This is a genomic window from Thioalkalivibrio sp. ALMg9 (genome assembly GCF_000380625.1).
Lineage (GTDB): Bacteria > Pseudomonadota > Gammaproteobacteria > Ectothiorhodospirales > Ectothiorhodospiraceae > Thioalkalivibrio > Thioalkalivibrio versutus.
This window is the reverse complement of record NZ_AQYC01000008.1, coordinates 444,997-464,138: the sequence shown is the minus strand read 5'-3', so window position 1 is coordinate 464,138 and position 19,142 is coordinate 444,997. Positions and strand designations below refer to the sequence as shown.

At 67.3% G+C, this 19,142-nt stretch carries 20 protein-coding genes and 1 tRNA gene; 6 read left to right on the top strand and 15 right to left on the bottom strand.

The genetic code is table 11. The features are described from left to right. The first annotated feature begins 2 nt into the window (after positions 1–2). The gene (gene rnt, locus F792_RS0107485; protein ID WP_018145268.1) at positions 3–689 is read left to right on the top strand and encodes a ribonuclease T; all 687 of its coding nucleotides are present in this window, start codon (positions 3–5) and stop codon (positions 687–689) included. 91 nt (positions 690–780) lie between these two features. Here rnt and grxD read toward each other — a convergent pair whose 3' ends face one another. The 9 genes from grxD to F792_RS0107440 form a co-directional block, all read right to left on the bottom strand. After that, a complete protein-coding gene (grxD, locus tag F792_RS0107480; protein WP_018145267.1) occupies positions 781–1,110 on the bottom strand; it encodes a Grx4 family monothiol glutaredoxin in 330 nt (109 codons plus the stop codon). An 83-nt stretch (positions 1,111–1,193) separates the two neighbouring features. Next, entirely contained in the window at positions 1,194–2,288 is a 1,095-nt protein-coding gene (gene ychF / locus F792_RS0107475) for a redox-regulated ATPase YchF (protein WP_018169040.1), read from the bottom strand. After that, entirely contained in the window at positions 2,285–2,914 is a 630-nt protein-coding gene (gene pth, locus F792_RS0107470) for an aminoacyl-tRNA hydrolase (RefSeq protein ID WP_018169039.1), read from the bottom strand. Before pth ends, ychF begins: the two co-directional genes overlap by 4 nt. A gap of 24 nt (positions 2,915–2,938) precedes the next feature. Further along, positions 2,939–3,640 carry a 50S ribosomal protein L25/general stress protein Ctc gene (locus F792_RS0107465; RefSeq protein ID WP_018169038.1) on the bottom strand — a complete coding sequence of 234 codons (702 nt, stop codon included), beginning with the start codon at positions 3,638–3,640 and terminating at the stop codon, positions 2,939–2,941. Between the two features lie 144 nt (positions 3,641–3,784). Then, complete coding sequence (locus F792_RS0107460; protein ID WP_196799408.1) at positions 3,785–4,723, bottom strand: ribose-phosphate diphosphokinase; 939 nt, start codon at positions 4,721–4,723, stop codon at positions 3,785–3,787. 145 nt (positions 4,724–4,868) lie between these two features. Beyond that, a tRNA-Gln gene (locus tag F792_RS0107455) sits at positions 4,869–4,943 on the bottom strand. 121 nt (positions 4,944–5,064) lie between these two features. After that, positions 5,065–5,919 carry a 4-(cytidine 5'-diphospho)-2-C-methyl-D-erythritol kinase gene (gene ispE, locus F792_RS0107450; protein WP_051080703.1) on the bottom strand — a complete coding sequence of 285 codons (855 nt, stop codon included), beginning with the start codon at positions 5,917–5,919 and terminating at the stop codon, positions 5,065–5,067. A gap of 26 nt (positions 5,920–5,945) precedes the next feature. After that, positions 5,946–6,611, bottom strand: a complete 666-nt coding sequence (gene lolB, locus F792_RS0107445) for a lipoprotein insertase outer membrane protein LolB (protein ID WP_018169036.1) — start codon at positions 6,609–6,611, stop codon at positions 5,946–5,948. Then, entirely contained in the window at positions 6,608–8,353 is a 1,746-nt protein-coding gene (locus F792_RS0107440; RefSeq protein WP_018169035.1) for a tetratricopeptide repeat protein, read from the bottom strand. The genes lolB and F792_RS0107440 overlap by 4 nt, the downstream gene beginning before the upstream one ends. 170 nt (positions 8,354–8,523) lie before the next feature. Between F792_RS0107440 and hemA the strand changes: the two genes are divergently transcribed. The 3 genes from hemA to prmC are packed head-to-tail and all read left to right on the top strand — an operon-like array spanning position 8,524 to position 11,758. Next, on the top strand, positions 8,524–9,822 hold the full coding sequence (gene hemA / locus F792_RS0107435) for a glutamyl-tRNA reductase (protein ID WP_018169034.1): 1,299 nt from the start codon (positions 8,524–8,526) through the stop codon (positions 9,820–9,822). Continuing rightward, a complete protein-coding gene (gene prfA, locus F792_RS0107430) occupies positions 9,819–10,904 on the top strand; it encodes a peptide chain release factor 1 (protein WP_018169033.1) in 1,086 nt (361 codons plus the stop codon). The genes hemA and prfA overlap by 4 nt, the downstream gene beginning before the upstream one ends. Then, positions 10,904–11,758 carry a peptide chain release factor N(5)-glutamine methyltransferase gene (prmC, locus tag F792_RS0107425; RefSeq protein WP_018169032.1) on the top strand — a complete coding sequence of 285 codons (855 nt, stop codon included), beginning with the start codon at positions 10,904–10,906 and terminating at the stop codon, positions 11,756–11,758. The genes prfA and prmC overlap by 1 nt, the downstream gene beginning before the upstream one ends. A gap of 87 nt (positions 11,759–11,845) precedes the next feature. On the opposite strand, the gene F792_RS0107420 is transcribed toward prmC, so the two are convergent. Continuing rightward, positions 11,846–12,196: a hypothetical protein gene (locus tag F792_RS0107420; protein WP_018169031.1), complete on the bottom strand. Its 351-nt coding sequence runs from the start codon at positions 12,194–12,196 to the stop codon at positions 11,846–11,848. A 169-nt stretch (positions 12,197–12,365) separates the two neighbouring features. Here F792_RS0107420 and F792_RS0107415 point away from each other — a divergent pair, with 169 nt between their 5' ends. Further along, entirely contained in the window at positions 12,366–13,121 is a 756-nt protein-coding gene (locus F792_RS0107415; protein ID WP_018169030.1) for a molybdopterin-synthase adenylyltransferase MoeB, read from the top strand. A gap of 20 nt (positions 13,122–13,141) precedes the next feature. On the opposite strand, the gene F792_RS0107410 is transcribed toward F792_RS0107415, so the two are convergent. The 5 genes from F792_RS0107410 to gatC all read right to left on the bottom strand — a co-directional run bounded on the left by F792_RS0107410 (position 13,142) and on the right by gatC (position 17,900). Further along, positions 13,142–13,558, bottom strand: coding sequence for a hypothetical protein (locus tag F792_RS0107410; RefSeq protein WP_018145252.1), 417 nt, complete (start codon positions 13,556–13,558; stop codon positions 13,142–13,144). 165 nt (positions 13,559–13,723) lie between these two features. Then, positions 13,724–14,620 (bottom strand): Hsp33 family molecular chaperone HslO, encoded by an 897-nt coding sequence (hslO, locus tag F792_RS0107405; RefSeq protein WP_018145251.1) that lies wholly within the window; start codon positions 14,618–14,620, stop codon positions 13,724–13,726. A gap of 30 nt (positions 14,621–14,650) precedes the next feature. After that, positions 14,651–16,084 (bottom strand): Asp-tRNA(Asn)/Glu-tRNA(Gln) amidotransferase subunit GatB, encoded by a 1,434-nt coding sequence (gatB, locus tag F792_RS0107400; protein ID WP_018169029.1) that lies wholly within the window; start codon positions 16,082–16,084, stop codon positions 14,651–14,653. Between the two features lie 11 nt (positions 16,085–16,095). After that, on the bottom strand, positions 16,096–17,550 hold the full coding sequence (gatA, locus tag F792_RS0107395) for an Asp-tRNA(Asn)/Glu-tRNA(Gln) amidotransferase subunit GatA (protein ID WP_018169028.1): 1,455 nt from the start codon (positions 17,548–17,550) through the stop codon (positions 16,096–16,098). 62 nt (positions 17,551–17,612) lie between these two features. Then, positions 17,613–17,900 carry an Asp-tRNA(Asn)/Glu-tRNA(Gln) amidotransferase subunit GatC gene (gene gatC, locus F792_RS0107390; protein WP_018169027.1) on the bottom strand — a complete coding sequence of 96 codons (288 nt, stop codon included), beginning with the start codon at positions 17,898–17,900 and terminating at the stop codon, positions 17,613–17,615. A gap of 141 nt (positions 17,901–18,041) precedes the next feature. Between gatC and F792_RS0107385 the strand changes: the two genes are divergently transcribed. After that, the gene (locus F792_RS0107385; protein ID WP_018142132.1) at positions 18,042–19,088 is read left to right on the top strand and encodes a rod shape-determining protein; all 1,047 of its coding nucleotides are present in this window, start codon (positions 18,042–18,044) and stop codon (positions 19,086–19,088) included. Positions 19,089–19,142: the final 54 nt, after the last annotated feature.

Below are 19,142 nucleotides of genomic sequence, written 5' to 3'. Positions count from 1 at the left end.
CAATGCCCGAAACTCTGCAGCTGGACCCCAATCACCGCCCGATGGCGAACCGCTTCCGCGGCTTCCTGCCGGTGGTCGTCGACGTGGAGACCGGCGGCTTCGACTGCCACCGACATGCCTTGCTGCAGATCGCTGCGGTGTTCCTGCGCCGCGACGCGAACGACCACCTGGTGCGCGACCGCACGGTCAGCGTGCATGTGCGGCCGTTCGAGGGTTCGGAAATGGACCCGAAGTCGCTGGAGGTCAACGGCATCGACCCCTACCACCCGCTGCGCGCGGCCTACCCCGAGGATCAGGCGATGGGCAAGGTGTTCAGCGAGGTGCGCCGGGAGGTGAAGGTCAATCACTGCAAGCGCGCGGTGCTGGTGGGGCATAACGCCCACTTCGACCTGGGCTTCGTGCACGCGACGGCCGAGCGCTGCGGCATCAAGCGCAACCCGTTCCACCCGTTCAGCAGCCTGGACACGGTATCCCTGGCGGCACTGGCCTTTGGCCAGACCGTGCTGGCGCGCGCGGCGGACGCCGCAGGACTGGGCTGGGACACCGAGTCGGCGCACAGCGCGGCCTTCGATGCGGAAAAGACGGCGGACATCTTCTGCCAGATCACCAACCGCTGGCAGGACGGGATCGGGGTGCCGCAAAACGCCCTGCGCCTGCCCGACCCGGAAGAGCTCCCGCCCGGGAGTTGAACGCAAAAAACCCGCCGCCCGAGCCGCCACAAGGGCGCCCGGGTGACGGGTCATATGCCGGACGACCGTATGGCCGCCGGGCCAGTTCAGCCTAGCTGGCCGCGCGCTTGGCGTGGGCCTCGTCGACCATCTTCTTCAGCTCGCCGCTCTCGAACATCTCGAGGGTGATGTCGCAGCCCCCGACCAGTTCGCCGTCGATATAGACCTGCGGAAAAGTTGGCCAGTCGGCGAAGCGCGGCAGATTCTGCATGACTTCCTGATCCGCGATCACGTTCACGTAGCCAAATTCCTGGTCGCAGCGCTTGAGCGCCTCCACCGCACGGCTGGAGAACCCACACATGGGGAACTGCGGGGTGCCCTTCATGAAGATCACCACCGGATTGTCTTCCACCTGCTGGCGGATGCGATCCATTACGTCCATTACTGTACTCCCGAAATTTGGTGCCAAAACAGGGCGCAGCCGCGCATCGCGGCACGCCCCAAACTTATTTCCTAGTATAACGCTCAGACATTGAAGCGGAAATGTACCACGTCGCCTTCTCTCAGCACGTATTCCTTGCCTTCGAGGCGCCATTTCCCCGCGTCCTTCGCGCCCTGCTCGCCGTTGTATCCGACGAAGTCGTCGTACCCCACTACCTCGGCACGGATGAAACCGCGCTCGAAATCCGTGTGGATCGCCCCCGCCCCCTGCGGCGCAGTGGAGCCCTGGCGAACGGTCCAGGCACGCACCTCCTTCTCGCCCGCGGTGAAGAAGGTCTGCAGGTTCAACAGGCGGTAGGCCGTCCGGATCACCCGGTCCAGCCCCGGCTCCTCGAGACCCAGGTCGGCCAGGAACTCGGTACGCTCCTCGGGATCCAGCACCGCGATCTCGGCCTCGATGGCGGCGCAGACACTGACCACCTCGGCGCCCTCCTCGGCCGCCTTCGCCTGCACGGCCTCGACCATAGCATTGCCAGCGGACAGCGAGGCCTCGTCAACATTGGCAATGTACATCGCCGGCTTGAGGGTCAGAAGGTGCAGGTCGTACAGGGCCCGCCGCTCGTCTTCGTCCAGACCCTGCGCCCGTGCCGGAATGCCCTGATCAAGGCCCGCCGACACCTTCTCGGCCGCCTGCAACTGGGCGATGGCGGTCTTGTCCTGCGACTTGGCCGCACGTGCCAGACGGGAAAGCGCCTTGTTCACCGTCTCGAGGTCCGCCAGCATCAGCTCGGTGCTGATGGTCTCGATATCCGCCAGCGGATCGACCTTGCCGGCGACATGTACGATGTCGTCATCCTCGAAACAACGCACCACCTGGGCGATCGCATCCGTCTCGCGGATATGCGCCAGGAACTGGTTGCCCAGCCCCTCGCCTTGGGCGGCGCCCGCGACCAGGCCGGCGATGTCCACGAATTCGACCGTGGTCGGCAGCGTGCGCTGGGGCCTCACGATCTCGGCGAGCCGCGTCAGCCGCGGATCCGGGACCTCCACCACGCCCACGTTCGGATCGATGGTGCAGAAGGGGTAGTTCTCCGCCGCGATGTCCGCGCGCGTGAGGGCATTGAACAGGGTGGACTTGCCGACATTCGGCAGGCCCACGATCCCGCATTTCAGACTCATCGGGCTTCCTCGGAGTTCTTGGAGCCGGCCGGCTTCGACCCGCCCCCATGCAGATTGCGCACGGCCTCGTCCCAGCGCCCGGCCACCAGGGCCGGGATCTGGTCCAGGGCCGTATCGATGGCCTCCTCGATGGCCCGGGCATCATCCCGCCCAGGGCGATCGAGCACGAACGGCACCACGTCGTCGCGATGCCCCGGGTGGCCGATCCCGACCCGCAGCCGGGCGTAGTCCGGCCCGCCCATGTGGCGGTGCAGATCGCGCAGCCCGTTGTGTCCACCATGGCCGCCGCCCAACTTCAGTCGCACTACGCCAGGATCGAGATCCAGCTCGTCATGCACGACCAGGATGGCCGCGGGCGGGATGCGGTAGAAATCCGCGCACTTGCGTACCGGCAGGCCACTCTTGTTCATGAAGCTCATGGGCTTGAGCAGCCAGCAGTCGCCGTCCGGCAGGGTCAGACGTGCCGCTTCACCATCGAAGCGACTCTCGGGGCGGAACTCCGTGCCATGGCGGCGGGCCAGGGTGTCCACAAACCAGAAACCCGCGTTATGCCGGGTTTCGGCATAACGCGGGCCCGGATTCCCCAGCCCGACCACGAGACGGATCGGTTCGGGTTGGATCGCCATCAGTCAGGCGGCAAGCCGCAAGGCTTACTCCTTGTCCCCGGACTCCGACTCGTCGCCGGAAGCGGCCTCGTCGCCACCCTCGGCTTCTGCGCCACCTTCGGCTTCCGCGGCTTCGCCTTCGAGCTCTTCCTCTTCCGCCTTCGCGGAACGCGGCAGCAGCACGCTGACCACGGCGTAGTCGTATTCCTCGCCGTGCATCAGGGCCACGCTCTGCACGCCCTCCGGCAGCTTCAGCTCGGAGATGTGCACGGTGTCACCGACATCCAGCTCGATCACGTCGAGATCAATGGACTCGGGCAGGTCGCCCGGCAGACACTCGACCTCGAGCTCGTTGATCATGCGGCTGACCATGCCACCGCCCAGCTTCACGCCCTTGCACTCTTCCTCGTTGTGGAAGTGCAGCGGCACGCTGACGCGGATCGGCTGATTGGCGCTCACGCGCATCAGGTCGACGTGGTAGATGGTCGGCTTGAACGGATGGCGCTGCACATCTCGCAGGATCGCCTTCTCGGTCTTGCCGCCCAGCTTCACGCTCAGGATGTGCGAATAGAACGCATCTTCCTTGAGGTTGTGGACCATCGCATTGTGATCCAGCGTGATGGCCACGGCGTCCTTGTCCGCTCCGTACAGGATGGCGGGCAGCTTGCCAGCGCGACGCAGGCGGCGGCTCGCACTCGAACCCTGTTCGTCACGCTTCTCGGCTTCAATGGTAAAGCTCATGCTCATTGCTACGGTCTCCAAAATGAAAGGCGCTTCACCCGAAGCGCCTTGAACACACCCCGCCCGCGACCAGGCGGGGCGCTGAATGGGAGGCAAGCCTCCCGAAATCGGTTATCGCCGGTCCAGTCCACAGCTCCAGCCCACACGGGCCTAGTCCATGAACAACGAGCTGACGGACTCCTCGAGGTTGATGCGGCGGATGGTCTCCGCAAGCATCTCCGCGACCGACAGCTGACGAATCTTTTCGCAGGCCTGCGCATTGGGCTGCAGGGCCAGGGTGTCGGTCACCACCAGCTCGTCAAGCGCCGAACCGTTTATATTATCAATTGCCGCGCCGGAAAGCACGGGGTGCGTGGCATAGGCCATCACCGAGTGCGCCCCGTGTGCCTTCAGGGCCTTCGCGGCCTGGCACAGCGTACCGGCGGTATCCACCAGGTCGTCAATGATGATGCAGGACTTGCCGCGCACATCCCCGATGATGTGCATCACCTCGGACTCGTTGGCACGCGGGCGGCGCTTGTCGATGATCGCCAGATCGGCGTCATCCAGCCGCTTGGCGATGGCGCGGGCACGCACCACCCCGCCGACATCCGGCGACACCACGGTCAGATCGCCCGAGACATGGCGCCAGACGTCGCCCAGCAGCACCGGCGAGGCATAGATGTTGTCCACCGGGACGTTGAAGAAACCCTGAACCTGGTCGGCATGCACGTCGATGGTCAGCACGCGATCCGCGCCCACCGCCTCGATCATGTTGGCGACCACCTTGGCCGAGATCGGCACCCGCGCCGAGCGCACACGACGGTCCTGGCGCGCATAACCGAAATACGGGATCACCGTGGTGATGCGTCCGGCCGAGGCGCGGCGCAGCGCATCCACCATGATCACCAGCTCCATGATGTTTTCGTTGGTCGGCTGCCCCGTCGGCTGGATCAGGAAGACGTCGCGGCCGCGCACGTTCTCCAGCAACTCGACCTGCACCTCGCCATCGCTGAAACGCCCCACGATGGCCTTGCCCATCGGCAGCCCCAGGTGCTCCGCAACGGCCTGGGCGAGACGCGGGTTGGCATTGCCCGCGAAGATCATCATGCGATTCTTGTCGACCACGGTTCGTCCCGGTCTGGATGGAGTGGAGCGAGCGCGCTAGAACGCCCGAGCTCCAAATTATAGACCCCGGATCGGGACCGGGGTCTTGGTGGTTTTGCTTCGCGCCCTTCTGGCGCGAAGCGGTTGTTGGCTGGGCCGGCAGGATTCGAACCTGCGCATGGCGGGATCAAAACCCGCTGCCTTACCGCTTGGCTACGGCCCAATATCTCGCTGGACTCTAAATTGTACTGCCTGGCCGGCACCGTGCCCGGCCCATCCCGCGGATCGGCGTTGCCGATCCGGGCCGGCAGGATGATGGCGCTGCGCGCCACCCTTGCGTGGACTTATTCTTTTTCGCTGTTACCGCCGCACGGCGGTAACCAGGCCTGCAAGGGTGACACGTTCTGCAACGTCGTCACCCAACTTTTCCACGGGGCGGGCTGCGCGGACTGCGCTGCCCGGGCCGCCCCCTCATCGGGAAACATCCCGAACACACAGCCGCCACTCCCGCTCAAATACGCCCGGGGGCTTTGATCCGCCAGCCAGGCCAGCGCGCGATCGACCTCCGGATAGCGCGCCCGAACGACCGGTTCGAACACGTTCACGAACCGCTCGGCATCGATCGCGGACGAAATTGTCTCGGTGGCGCAGTCGCGTGTCAATTCCGCACACCCGAACATGGCCCCCGTGGCAACCGAAACGCCCGGATCAATCAGCAGAATCCAGCCGGTATCCGGGGCCACGGGCGCAAGTCGTTCGCCCACCCCTTCGGCCCACGCCGCATGCCCGGCGACGAACACCGGCACATCGGCGCCCAGCTCCAGCCCGATCGCCGCCAGTTGCTCGACTGGACACCCCAGATCGAACAGGTAGTTCAGGGCCACCAGCGTGGTGGCGGCATCGGAGCTGCCGCCACCCAGGCCGCCGCCCACCGGGATCCGCTTGTCGAGGTGGATGCGCACGCCGAAGGACTTGTCCGCCACCTCGGCCAGGCGCCGGGCCGCCCGCAGGCAGAGGTTGTCCTGCCCATCGATGGCCTCGCCGGCCATCTCGAAGCGCCCCTCGGGCAGGGGATCGAAGCGCAGGCGGTCTTCCAGCCCGAGGAACTGGAACACCGTCTGCAGCTCATGATAACCATCCGGCCGGCGGCCAGTGATGTGCAGGAAACGGTTGATCTTGGCCGGGGCCGGAAACGGCATCCCGAACCCCCCGCCCGTCGCCGCACTCACCACGTCTCGTCCGGCCCTAGCTGCCAACGGCCGATGCGCGCGCGCAACTCGACCTCCTCGCGTTCGAGGACCATGGCAACCGGCATCGAAACGCCGTCAACCTCCTCGAACTCGGTGTATTCGATGGCCCAGCCGGACTGCAGGATCTCCAGGGGGCGGCCGTCCGCATCGATATCCAGCTGGTAGGAGGCCTCCGGGTGCAGCAGGCCGCGCACCCAGTAGATCATCCCGCTGACCGGGATGGATTCGCCCAGCACCCGGGCCACCAGGGTATCCGGGTCCTGCGCCTGGAAGCGCTCACCGGACCGCGTGACCAGCAGCGCGCGCCCGTTATCCGAGAGCGTCAGACGCCCGCCGCCGCGCCCCATCGGGCCGGACAGGTCCAGCACATGCTGGCCTTCCTGCACCCGCCAGTTGAGCTGGGCCGACCAGTATTCCTCCCCGGAGGCCAGCCCCAGACGTGCCACCAGCCGCCAGCTGTCCAGTGCCGCCAGCTGCTCGGTGCGCTCCTCGAAGGCCGCCTCGGCCGCTGGCGAGGTGTCCGCCTCGGGCAGAGGGGCAGCACAGCCCGCGAGCAACAGCCCCCAGCCACCCACCAGCCCGGCCAGCCACCCCGCGCCCCGGATCCGTCGCGACTGTCGCGTCGTCCCGCGCCCGTTCATTCGATCAGATCGTTGCGCACGCGCTGCAGGCGCTCATGCCCGGGCTCGCGTTCCAGCGCGGCCTCGAGGACCTCCCGGGCTTCTTCACGCTCGCCACGCTCCCACAACACCACCGCCAGGTTGCTGGCGATCTCGCCGTCGTCCGACAGCGAGTAGGCACGCCGCAGCTGGGTCTCGGCCTCTTCGAGACGGCCCAGGCGGTACAGGACCCAGCCATAGCTGTCGATGATCGCGGCGTCATCCGGCTCGCGCTCATAGGCGCGCAGGATCAATTCGTAGGCCTCGTCATAGCGATCGGTTCGGTCCGCCAGGGTGTAACCCAGGGCGTTCAGCGCGGCGATATTCTCCGGATCGGACTCGAGGATCGCGCGGAAATCGGCCTCGGCCGCCGTAATGTCGTCCTCGCGCTCGTGGACCAGCCCGCGCAGGTACAGCAGCTGCGTACTGCCCGGAAACTGCACCAGGCCACGGTTCAACCGGCTGCGGGCCTCGGCATACTCGCCCAGCTCGCGCAGGGCGTTCGCCTCGGCCAAATAGGCGCGCCGGGCCAGATCCTCATCCACGCCCTGCTGCATGGGGTCGAAAAGGTCACGAGCGGCCTCGGCCCCGTCGTGTTTGAGCGTCAAGCGCGCGCTGCGCAGGCGGGCATCCTCGGCATGGTCGCCGGCCTCCACGCGGGCGTAGGCGCCCAGGGCGGCCTCCGGCTCGTCGGCCATCTCGTGCAAGCGCCCCAGGTAGTACGCGACGTCGTCCTCGCGCTCACCCATGGCATCCAGGCGTTCGAGGTAATCCCGCGCGGGGCCCAGTTGCTCCGCCTCCAGGTTCATCAGGGCAAGCGCCAACAGGAGCTGGGCATCCTCCGGCGCCATCTCCACCAGGCGGTCCATCTCCTCGCGGGCGAAGACGTCATCCTCCATCTCGGTCAGGACCCGCGCGTATCCCAGACGGGCCTCGCGACTGTCCGGGTGCGCCTCCACGGTCGCGCGCAGGGTCTCGACCGCCGCATCGTCATGCCCGGCCTCGCTCTGGGCCCGTGCATGCAGCAAACGCAGCTGGACCGATTCCGGGAAGCGCTCGGCGGCTCGCTCGGTCACCGCAAGCACCTCCTCACCTGGCTCGCCAAAGCGCAGCGCGGCCTCGGCCTGCACGCGATGCACGCCCACGTCGTCGCGGCGGCGCTCGGCCAGCAGGTGCATGGTCTCCATAGCCGCCTGCTGGTCCTGAGCCTGACCAATCACACCACCCAGGGTCGCGTAGGGGTCGCCGCCCTGCACCACGACGCGATTCATCAGCGAATCCAGCTGTTCGGCCGCCGGCCCGGCATCACCGGCGTTGATCCGCAGGACCGTCGAGACCTGGCTGGCATCGGTGCTCTCGGGGGCCAGACGCAGCCAACGGTCGGCCGAACGCTGTGCGTGTTCCGGCTCGCGCGCGAACAAGGCGATCCGGGTGGCACGCTCGGCGATGGCCGGATCGTCGCTCAGCAACGCCGCGGCTCCGTAATAGCGCGCCGCCTCGGCATGCTCGCCGGAGCGCACCGCGATCTCGGCGGCCAGGACGCTGAACATCAGCACAGCCTCCGGATCCTGGGTCTGCATCAAGGGCAGCACCTCGGGGCGATCCGACTCCGGCGGTTCGGAGGCGTCCAGCGGGGTATGCGCACAACCCACCAGGGAGAACACGGCGGTGAGCGCGAGCAGGCTTCGAATCATGTTGTGTCCAATCGGGATCATTGCGGCCATATCGGATGGGACGGGGCAGCGGCCCCCAGGGTTCCACAGCTCGGGTTCCACACAACGGGTATACGGAGACGTCCGGCCGGCGCGCGCCACCTCCTGCTAACCGTACAGCACAGTACACTATCGGGAAATTCGGCCACGCGCCCGCGTTTTCCGGCACAATACGCGCCAGCATGCTGTTCACTCTCGGGATCAATCACAAGACGGCTCCGGTCGCCATTCGCGAACGGCTCTCCGTCAACGAGCACGAACTCGGCGAGGCCCTGCACTCGCTGCGTTCCGGCGTGCTATTGCCGGAAACCGCGATCCTGTCCACCTGCAACCGCACCGAGGTGTACTTCCGCGAGGACGATCAGCAAAGCGAGCAGCGCGTCATCGACTGGATCGGCGGCTACCACGGCATCGACCGCGACGAACTGAAACCCTACCTCTACCTGCACCACGATGGCTCGGCCGTGCGTCACACTCTGCGCGTGGCCAGCGGGCTGGATTCCATGGTCCTCGGCGAGCCGCAGATCCTGGGGCAGATGAAGACCGCCTACCAGCACGCCCACAACGCCGGTACGCTCGGGCGCTCGCTGGAGCGTCTGTTCCAGCATGCCTTCGCCACCGCCAAGGACGTGCGCACCCAGACCGCCATCGGCCAGAGCGCGGTCTCGGTCGCCTTCGCTGCGGTGTCACTGGCACGCCAGATCTTCGGCGACCTGAAGCCGCTGACCGCCCTGGTGATCGGCGCCGGCGAGACCATCGAACTGGCCCTGCAGCATCTCTCCGGGGGCGGCATCGGCAACGTCATCGTCGCCAACCGCACGGTGGAGCGCGCCCGCGCGGTGGCCGGACGCTTCGATGCCGAGGCCATCAGCCTCGACCAGCTCCCCGATCGCATGGCCGATGCCGACATCGTCATCTCCTCCACCGCCGCGCCCTTGCCGATCCTGGGCAAGGGCGCGGTGGAACGCGCGCTGCGCAAGCGCCGGCACAAACCGATGTTCATGGTGGACATCGCCGTGCCGCGCGACATCGAGCCCGAGGTCGGCCAGCTCGAGGACGTCTACCTCTACACCGTGGACGACCTGCAGGAGGTCATCGACGAGAACATGGCCTCGCGCCAGGCCGCTGCCGAACAGGCCGAAGAGATCATCACCCAGCGCGCCGGCGAGTTCATGCGCTGGCTGCGTGCCCGCGACTCGGTGGACAGCATCCGCCAGCTGCGCCAGCGCGCCGACAGCGTGAAGGCCGAGGCGCTGGCCAAGGCCGAAGCCATGCTGCGCGCCGGCAAGTCGCCCGAGGAGGCCATGCAGCTGCTGGCGCACAACCTGACCAACAAGCTGATGCATGCCCCCTGCAAGTCGCTGAACACCGCCGCGCACGAGGGCGACGCCCGCCTGCTGGAGGCCGCGCACCGGCTGTTCCAGCTGCCCGCCCCGGAAGACGACCCCGGCGACGATTCCGACTCCGGCACCCGTTCGTGAAGGCCTCGTTCCGCACCAAGCTCGAGGGCCTGACTGAACGCCATGCCGAGATCGCGCAGCTGCTGGCCACCCCCGACGCCGCCGAGGACCCGGACCAGCTGCGCCGCCTGTCACAGGAATACAGCCAGCTGGAACCGGTGGCCGAGGCCTGGAAGGCCTGGCACGACAACCACGCGGCGCTGGAAGAGGCGCGCGCGATGCTCGAGGACGACGACGCCGATCTGCGCGCCATGGCCGAGGCCGAGATCGAATCCCTGACCGAACAGACCGAGGCGCTGGAGGCGGAGCTTTACCGCCACCTGATCCCGAGCGACCCGCACGACAACGCCAACGTGTTCCTGGAGATCCGCGCCGGGACCGGCGGTGACGAGGCCGCAATCTTCGCCGGCGACCTGCTACGCATGTACACCCGCTACGCCGAAAACCAGCGCTGGAAGCTGGAGATCCTCAGCGCCAGCGAGGGCGAGCATGGCGGCTACCGCGAGGTCATCGCGCGCCTGGCAGGGCAAGGCGCCTACTCGCGGCTCAAGTTCGAATCCGGCGCTCATCGCGTGCAGCGCGTCCCCGAGACCGAATCCCAGGGCCGCATCCACACCTCCGCCGCAACGGTCGCCATCCTGCCGGAACTGGAGGAGGTCGAGATGCCGGAGATCAACCCGGCCGACCTGCGGGTGGACACCTTCCGCGCCTCCGGCGCCGGTGGCCAGCACATCAACAAGACCGACTCCGCCGTGCGCCTGACCCACCTGCCCACCGGCATCGTGGTCGAGTGCCAGGAAGAACGCTCGCAACACAAGAACCGGGCCAAGGCGCTCACCTACCTGGCGGCGCGCATCTTCGAGACCGAGCGCGAGGCCCAGGCGACCGCGCAGAGCGCCGAACGCAAGGGTCTGGTCGGCAGCGGCGACCGCTCCGAGCGCATCCGCACCTACAACTTCCCGCAGGGCCGGGTGACCGACCACCGCATCAACCTAACCCTGTACAAGCTGGAACAGGTGATGGCCGGTGACCTCGACCCGGTCATCGACCCGCTGATCCACGAATACCAGGCCGAGCAGCTCGCCACCCTCGCGGAGGCGTAATGGAGACCCCACCCACGCTGGATACCCTGTTGCAGGGCCTGCGTACCCGCCTTCAACAGGCGGGCGTCGAGAGCCCGGGGCTGGAGGCGCGCATGCTCCTGAGTGCCACCACCGGCCTCGACACCGCGCAGCTGATCGCGCGCGGTAGCGACCCCGCCAGTACCGCACAGGCCGCCCACGCCGAAGCACTTTGCCAGCGCCGCTGCGCCGGCGAGCCCATGGCGCACATCCTGGGGCGCCGCGCCTTCTGGACGCTGGAGCTGGGCGTCTCCCCCGCCTGCCTGATCCCACGCCCCGAGACCGAGCTGCTGGTGGAACAGGCGCTGGCCGTGATCGACGAGCTGGACACCGACGCACCCCGCGTACTCGATCTGGGCACCGGCCCCGGCACCATCATCCTGGCGCTGAAGAGCGAACGCCCGGACATCCAGGCCTTTGCCAGCGACCGCAGCGAGGGCGCCCTGCAGCAGGCGCAGACCAATGCGCACGCGCTGGGGCTCCCGGTTCAGCTCTGGCAGGGCGACTGGCTCGACGCACTGACCCCGCAGCTGCACTTCGACGTCATCACCTGCAACCCGCCCTACATCGACCCGGACGACCCGCACCTGACGCGCGGCGACCTGCGCTTCGAGCCACGCACCGCCCTGGCTGCGGCGGAACACGGCCTCGCCGACCTGCACCGGGTGATCGACAACGCCCGCCCCCACCTGAAGCCCGGCGGCTGGCTGCTCCTGGAACACGGCTTCGACCAGGGCGAACGCGTTCGACAACGGCTGCAGCAGGCAGGCTATCGGGACGTCCACACCCAGAAGGATCCCGCCGGCCACGAACGGACCAGCCTGGGGAGACACTGAACGACGTCAACGTGACGAGCATGCCCCGACCACAAAAAAGGCCCCGACCAGATGGCCGGGGCCCAGCGTGTGACAGTCGCTCTCGGGTCAGAACGGCAGACGCAGGTGCAGGTTGACCGAACCGGCGGGGGAAGACCGGTGGCGGTAGCGGCTCGAACGATGGTCGTAGTAGTGATAGTGATGATGCTCGCGACCACGTGAATGCTTTTGATGGCCACGCCCACGACTCTTCGCACGCTTCGCCTGCTTGTGCCCCCGCGCGCCGGGATGGCCACGGTAGTCCTTGTGCCCGCTCGAATGGCCGTGACGCACGTGCTGCAGGGCACCCGCATCGAAGGTCGAGGCACCCGCCGCCGCGACCGGATGGGCCGCATGCGTCGGGGCGGACAGGGCGAATGCCAGCAGCGCGGCCGGCGCCAGAATGGCGAGTCGTTTCATGATGGATCCCTCCTTCCATCCAGGCCGCCTTGAGAGAGCATCGACGGCCCGGGGTTGTGGCAGGATTGCCAGGATCAAGCGTATGCAGCGTTCCTGAATGGTTCCTAACTGAGCCCGTCCACGAGCGTGACGCCGGTTACAATTTCGGCCTTACCCCGGAGATTGCCCCATGGATGACGACCAACTCCTGCGCTACAGCCGCCAGATCATGCTCCCCGGCGTGGGCATCGAAGGGCAGGAATCCCTGCAGCAGGCGCATGCAGTGATCATGGGGCTCGGCGGGCTGGGCTCACCGGTGGCGGCCTACCTGGCCGCAGCCGGGGTGGGCCGGCTGACGCTCGTCGACCCGGATCATGTGGAGGTGACCAACCTGCAGCGCCAGATCCTGCATACCGATGCGGACATCGGCCGCGACAAGGTGGCCTCGGCCGCCGATCGCGTGGCGGCCATGAACCCCCGCTGTCAGGTAGAGACGCGCGCCGAGCGCCTGGATGACGCGGCGATGACCCGGCTGTTCGCCAGCGCCAACGTCGTACTGGACGGGACGGACAACTTCGCCGCGCGCGGGGCCATCAGCCGCGCCGCACTGGCGGCCGGCACACCGCTGGTCTCCGGCGCGGTAATCCGCTTCGAGGGACAACTGACCACCTTCGACTACCGCGATCCGGAGGCGGCCTGCTACCACTGCCTGTACGGCGAGGGGGGCGGCGACGAGGACACCTGCGCCGCCAACGGCGTGCTGGCCAGCCTGCCCGGTGTGGTCGGCAGCCTGCAGGCGACCGAGGCCCTGAAGCTGCTCATGGGTCTGCCGATCCTGAGCGGCCGGCTGCTGATCCTCGACGGGCTCGCCATGCAGTTCCGCGAGATCCGGCTGCGCCGCGACCCCGCCTGCCCGGCGTGCAGCCACGGCCACGCCCCGGCCTGAAGCGAACGGATACGCGCGAATCAGGCGCAGGAGCGGGGATGAAAGGGCAGGACCTTGCCGGGTGATGACGGTGGAGCGACCTCGGAAATCGCCGCGTTCAGCTCCGCCTCCATCGCAGACAGCGTGCGGTTCATCACCATGCTGGCCATCGCATGGAACAGCAACAGCTCGCAGGCCACCGGGCGATGCAGGCTGCGCCGACCACGGGAATGGAAGGCCGTCCAGGCAACCACGGGCATATCGTTCAGCACCCGGTCCACGACGATCCAGGCATCGCGCTGGAGGATCAGGTCCAGTTGTTTGAGCCCCGACGGGGACAGGCGGATCTCCGGTCCCAGCCGAGCCAGGGCGCGACGCACCTGGTTGAAATAGCGCGCCTCCACCAGCCAGCCGGGGCGGACATCCAGGGTCGGGATTTCGGTGTGCCGGGAATACATCGCGCCCTCGTCTGCAGACTGCTGCAAGGTCAGTCTGTTCTATAGCAAGGCCGGGGGACGATGGGGACCACGGGTCCCTGCGGCAGAGTTGCCGAAGGTCACGACAGGCTAACGAGGGGAGTCCGGGAAAGGCTTCGGGATCGGGGGCACCCCGGAAAGCCCTGTCTACTGGCGGGTGTCCGGGATCGGCGGCTGGGCAACCTCGGGCGCACAAAGGGCCTCGGCGTCGACCGGATCGAAGTGGTAATGCGCGTTGCAGAACTCGCAGGTGACCTCCACCGCGCCCTGCTCCTCGATGATGCTGCGAATCTCGTCACGCCCCAGACTGCGCAGGGTTTCGGCGATGCGCTCGCGCGAGCAGGGGCAGTGGAAAGTCACCGGCGTGCCGTCGAACAGGCGCACCCGCTCTTCGGCGAACAGCCGGCCCAGCAGGGCACCAGCGTCCAGCTTCAGCAACTCGTCGGCGGTGGTGGTCTCGGCCAGGATCGTGGCGCGGTTCCACTCCTCCGAATCGCGCGTCACCGCATTGCCACCCTCGGCCGGCAGCGCCTGCAACAGAAGACCGGCGGCGGACTGCGCCCCGCTCGCCAGCCACAACCGGGTCGGCAGCTGTTCCGAGCGCTCGAAGTAGACGTTCATCGCCTCCGCCAGCGAGTCGCCCTCCAGCTCCACGACGCCCTGATAGCGCTCGCTGCCGTCGCCCGGGTCCAGCGTCAGCATCAGCCGTGCGTCCTCGCCGGCGCATTCGGCCAGTGTCGCGCCCTCCGGCGGGGTCTCGCGAAAGCGCGCCAGGCCACGCAGCCGCCCCTGGCCATCGGCCTGGGCGACGATCATGTGCACCGGCCCGGGGCCGGTGATCTGCAGGATCAGCGAGCCGTCGAACTTGAGCGTGGCGGCGGTCAGGGCAACGGCTGCATAGGCCTGGCCCAGCAAGTCGCGCACCACGGGCGGGTACTCGTGCAACTCCAGCAGGGCCTGCCAGGAGGCGTCCAGGTGCACCCACTCGCCGCGTACCCCGGCCTCCTCCAGCATGAAGCGGTGGAGGGTGTCGGTCTCACGCATGGTGGCAGGACTCCGAAATACGCAACTGCATCAACCGTCCAGCTTGGCCTTGAGGCGCTCGTTGACCTGGGCCGGATTGGCCTTGCCCTGGGTCGCCTTCATGACCTGGCCGACAAAGAAACCGAACAGCTTGTCCTTGCCGCCGCGATACTGCTCGAGCTGCTGCGGGTTGTTGGCCATCACCTCGTCGATGATGGTGTCGATCGCGCTGGTATCGGTGATCTGCTTGAGCCCCTTGGCCTCGATCACGGCGTCGGCGTCGCCTTCGCCGTTCCACATCGCCTCGAAGACTTCCTTGGCGATCTTGCCGGAGATGGTCTCGTCCTGGATGCGCGCGAGCAGGCCGGCCAGACCCTCGGCATTGACCGGGGCATCCGCCAGCTCGACCTCGGAGCGGTTCATCGCGGCGGAGAACTCGCCCATCACCCAGTTGGCGGCCAGCTTGGGCGCGCCGCAACCGGCAGCCACGACCTCGTAGAAATCGCCCATGTCGCGCGCAGCGGTCAGTACGCCGGCGTCGTAGTCGGACAGGCCGTACTGTTCGACGAAGCGCGCCCGCTTGGCGTCCGGCAGCTCGGGCAGTTTCTCGCGCACGGAGTCGATGAACGCGGTGTCCACGACCAGCGGCAGCAGGTCCGGATCAGGGAAGTAGCGGTAGTCGTTTGCCTCTTCCTTGCTGCGCATGGAGCGCGTCTCATCGCGATCCGGGTCGTACAGGCGAGTCTCCTGCACCACCGAACCGCCGCCTTCGATCAGGTCGATCTGACGCTCGACCTCGAAGTTGATGGCGCGCTCGACGAAGCGGAAGGAGTTCAGGTTCTTCAGCTCCGCGCGGGTGCCGAACTCGGTCTGGCCCTTGGGCCGCACCGAGACGTTGGCGTCACAGCGAAAGCTGCCTTCCTGCATGTTGCCGTCGCAGATATCCAGATAACGCACCAGCGAATGCATCTTCTTCATGTAGGCAACGGCCTCCTTCGCGGAGCGCAGCTCCGGTTCGGAGACGATCTCGATCAGCGGGGTGCCGGCGCGGTTAAGGTCGATACCGGTCATCGCCTCGAAGCCCTCATGCAGGCTCTTGCCGGCGTCCTCCTCGAGGTGCGCGCGGGTCACGCCAACGCGCTTGATGGTGCCGTCTTCCAGTTCGATATCCAGATGCCCCAGGCCCACGATTGGAAGTTCGAACTGCGAAATCTGGTAACCCTTGGGGAGGTCCGGATAGAAGTAGTTCTTGCGCGCGAACACCGAGCGCGGGGTGATCTCGGCATTGATCGCCAGCCCCAGCATCACGGCCCGCTCCACCGCGCCCTGGTTCAGCACCGGCAGTACGCCGGGCATGCCCAGATCCACCGGGCAGGCCTGGCGGTTGGGCTCGGCGCCGTAGGCGGTGGGCGCCCCGGAGAAGATCTTGGAGACGGTATTGAGCTGGGCGTGAATCTCCAGCCCGATGACGGTTTCCCATTCCATGTGCAGGGCCCTCAGGCGAAGGCCGCCGGCACGCGGGCGTGCCAGTCGGTCTCTTGCTGATACTGGTGAGCAACGCCCAGCAGGCGCGCCTCGTCAAAGTAGTTGCCGATCAATTGCAGCCCGACCGGCAGGCCGTCGATCTCGCCGGCCGGCAGCGACATCGCCGGCAGCCCCGCGAGGTTCGCGGCGATGGTGTAGATGTCCGACAGGTACATGCTGACCGGGTCGGCCTTGGCACCCAGCGCGAACGGCAGCTCCGGGGTGGTCGGCGCCAGCAGCACGTCCACGTCCTCGAAGGCGCGACGGAAGTCGTCGGCAATGATGCGCCGGACCTTCTGCGCCTTCAGGTAGTAGGCGTCGTAGTACCCGGCGGACAGCACGTAGGTGCCGACCATGATGCGGCGCTTCACCTCGTCGCCAAAGCCCTCCCCGCGCGAGCGGGTGTAGAGGTCCATCAGGTCCTCGGGATTCTCGCAGCGGTAGCCGTAGCGAACGCCGTCGAAGCGCGCGAGGTTGGAGGAGCACTCGGCCGGGGCGACCACGTAATAGGCCGGCACCGACAGGTGGCTGTTCGGCAGGCTGACCTCGCGTACCTCGGCGCCGCGGCCCTTGAGCACCTCGATGGCGGCGTCGATCACGCCGCGCACGCGCTCGTCCAGACCGGCCTCGCCGAAGAATTCCGTCGGCAGGCCGATTCGCAGGCCCTTCAGGTCCTGCTCCAGTCCGGCGGTGAAATCCTCTTCCGGGCGCTCGACGCTGGTGGAGTCGCGCTCGTCGAAGCCGGCCATGGCGTTCAGCATCCGCCCGCAGTCCTCGGCGGTCGCGGCCATCGGCCCACCCTGGTCGAGGCTGGAGGCGAAGGCGATCATGCCGTAGCGCGACACGCGCCCGTAGGTCGGCTTGAGACCGGTGATGCCGCAGAAGGCTGCCGGCTGGCGGATCGAACCGCCGGTGTCGGTGCCCGTGGCACCCGGCACCAGGCGCGCCCCCACCGCGGCGGCGGAGCCGCCGGAGGAACCACCCGGGACGCGTTCGGTATCCCAGGGGTTGCGAACGGGACCATAGAAACTCGTCTCGTTGGACGAGCCCATCGCGAACTCGTCCATGTTGGTCTTGCCCAGCATCACCGCGCCGGCGGCATTCATGCGCTCGACGACGGTGGCGTTGTAGGGCGAGACGAACGGATCCAGCATGCGCGAGCCGCAGGAGGTGCGCACGCCCTCGGTGCAGAAGATGTCCTTCTGCGCGACCGGCACGCCCAGCAGCGGGGTCTTTTCACCTTTCGCCAGGCGCGCATCGGCCGCATCGGCCTGCGCCAGCGCCTGCTCGGCGGTCACGGTAATGAAGCTGTTCAACTGCGGATCGAGACGCTCGATCCGGTCCAGATACAGCTGGGTCAATTCGCGCGAGCTGATCTCGCGGGCCTGGAGCTTGCGCACCCAGCCGGACAGGGTTTCCTGGGCCATGGTTTCGGGGACTCTTGCTGGCTAGAAGCGTGACGGGTTCAACAGAACGGCGACCGCGCGGATCATTCGATGACGCGCGGAACCAGGTACAGGCCACCCTCGACAGCCGGGGCGATGGCCTGGAAGACCTCGCGCCGATCCGGCTCGGTCACCGCATCCGGGCGCAGGCGCTGCTCGGCGTCCAGCGGGTGGGCCATCGGCTCGACACCCTCGATGGCCGCACCATCCAGTTGTTCGACAAAGTCAAAGATGTCGCTCAGCCCACCCGCGAAATCCCGGGCCTGGTCATCGTTCATGGCCAGACGGGAGAGATGGGCGATGCGCCGGACTTCGGAGGTATCGACGGACATGGCAGGGTGGGTCCTGTAGCGTTCGGATTCATTGGGCGAAACGGAGCGCAAACTTACCACAAAGCCGTTGTTGCCCAAACCCCGGGCGCTTGCTAGAGTCGACGGCTTTCCCGCCCGCCCACTCAAGCAGGTTTCTTCTTCATGTTCAAACGCCTTCTGGGGTTGTTCTCCAACGACATCTCCATCGATCTCGGCACCGCCAACACCCTCATCTATATGCGCGGCCAGGGCATTGTCCTGAACGAACCTTCCGTGGTCGCGATTCGCCAGGATCGCGGCCCGGGCGGCCCGCGCTCCATCGAGGCGGTGGGGATCGAGGCCAAGAAGATGCTCGGCCGCACGCCGGAGCACGTGGTGACGGTGCGTCCGATGAAGGATGGCGTCATCGCCGACTTCACCACGACCGAGAAGATGCTGCAGTACTTCATCAAGAAGGTGCACGAGCGGCGGATCTTCCGCCCCAGCCCGCGCGTATTGGTCTGCGTGCCCTGCGGCGCCACCCAGGTGGAACGCCGCGCGATCCGCGAATCCGCCTTCGGCGCCGGGGCACGCAAGGTCTACCTGTTGCAGGAACCCGTGGCCGCAGCCATCGGCGCCGGCATCCCGCTGGACGAGGCGGTCGGCTCCATGGTGCTGGATATCGGCGGCGGGACCTCCGAAGTCGCGGTGCTGTCGATGAACGGCATTGTCTATTCCGAATCCGTACGCATCGGCGGCGACACCTTCGACGAGGCGATCATGGCCTATGTACGCCGCAACTACGGCGTACTGATCGGCGAGGCCACCGCCGAACGCATCAAGCACACCGTCGGCTCGGCCTATCCGGGCAAGGAGCTGCTCGAGATCGAGGTCAAGGGCCGCAACCTGGCCGAGGGCGTGCCGCGCTCGTTCACCCTGAACTCGAACGAGATCCTGGAAGCCTTGCAGGATCCGCTGTACGGCATCGTCTCTGCCGTACGCACCGCCCTGGAGCAGACCCCGCCGGAACTCGGCGCGGACGTCGCCGAGCGCGGCATTGTGCTGACCGGCGGCTCCGCCCTGCTGCAGCAGCTGGACCGGTTGATCATGGAAGAGACCGGCATCCCGGTGGTCATCGCCGACGACCCGCTGACCTGCGTCGCCCGCGGCGGCGGCCGGGTGCTGGAGATGCTCGACGAGAAACGGGTCGACTTCCTCGCAATGGAATAGGGCCGGACCACCCCGCCCGCGTCGCCACGGCGCGGGTCTGGTTCGGGTTACACT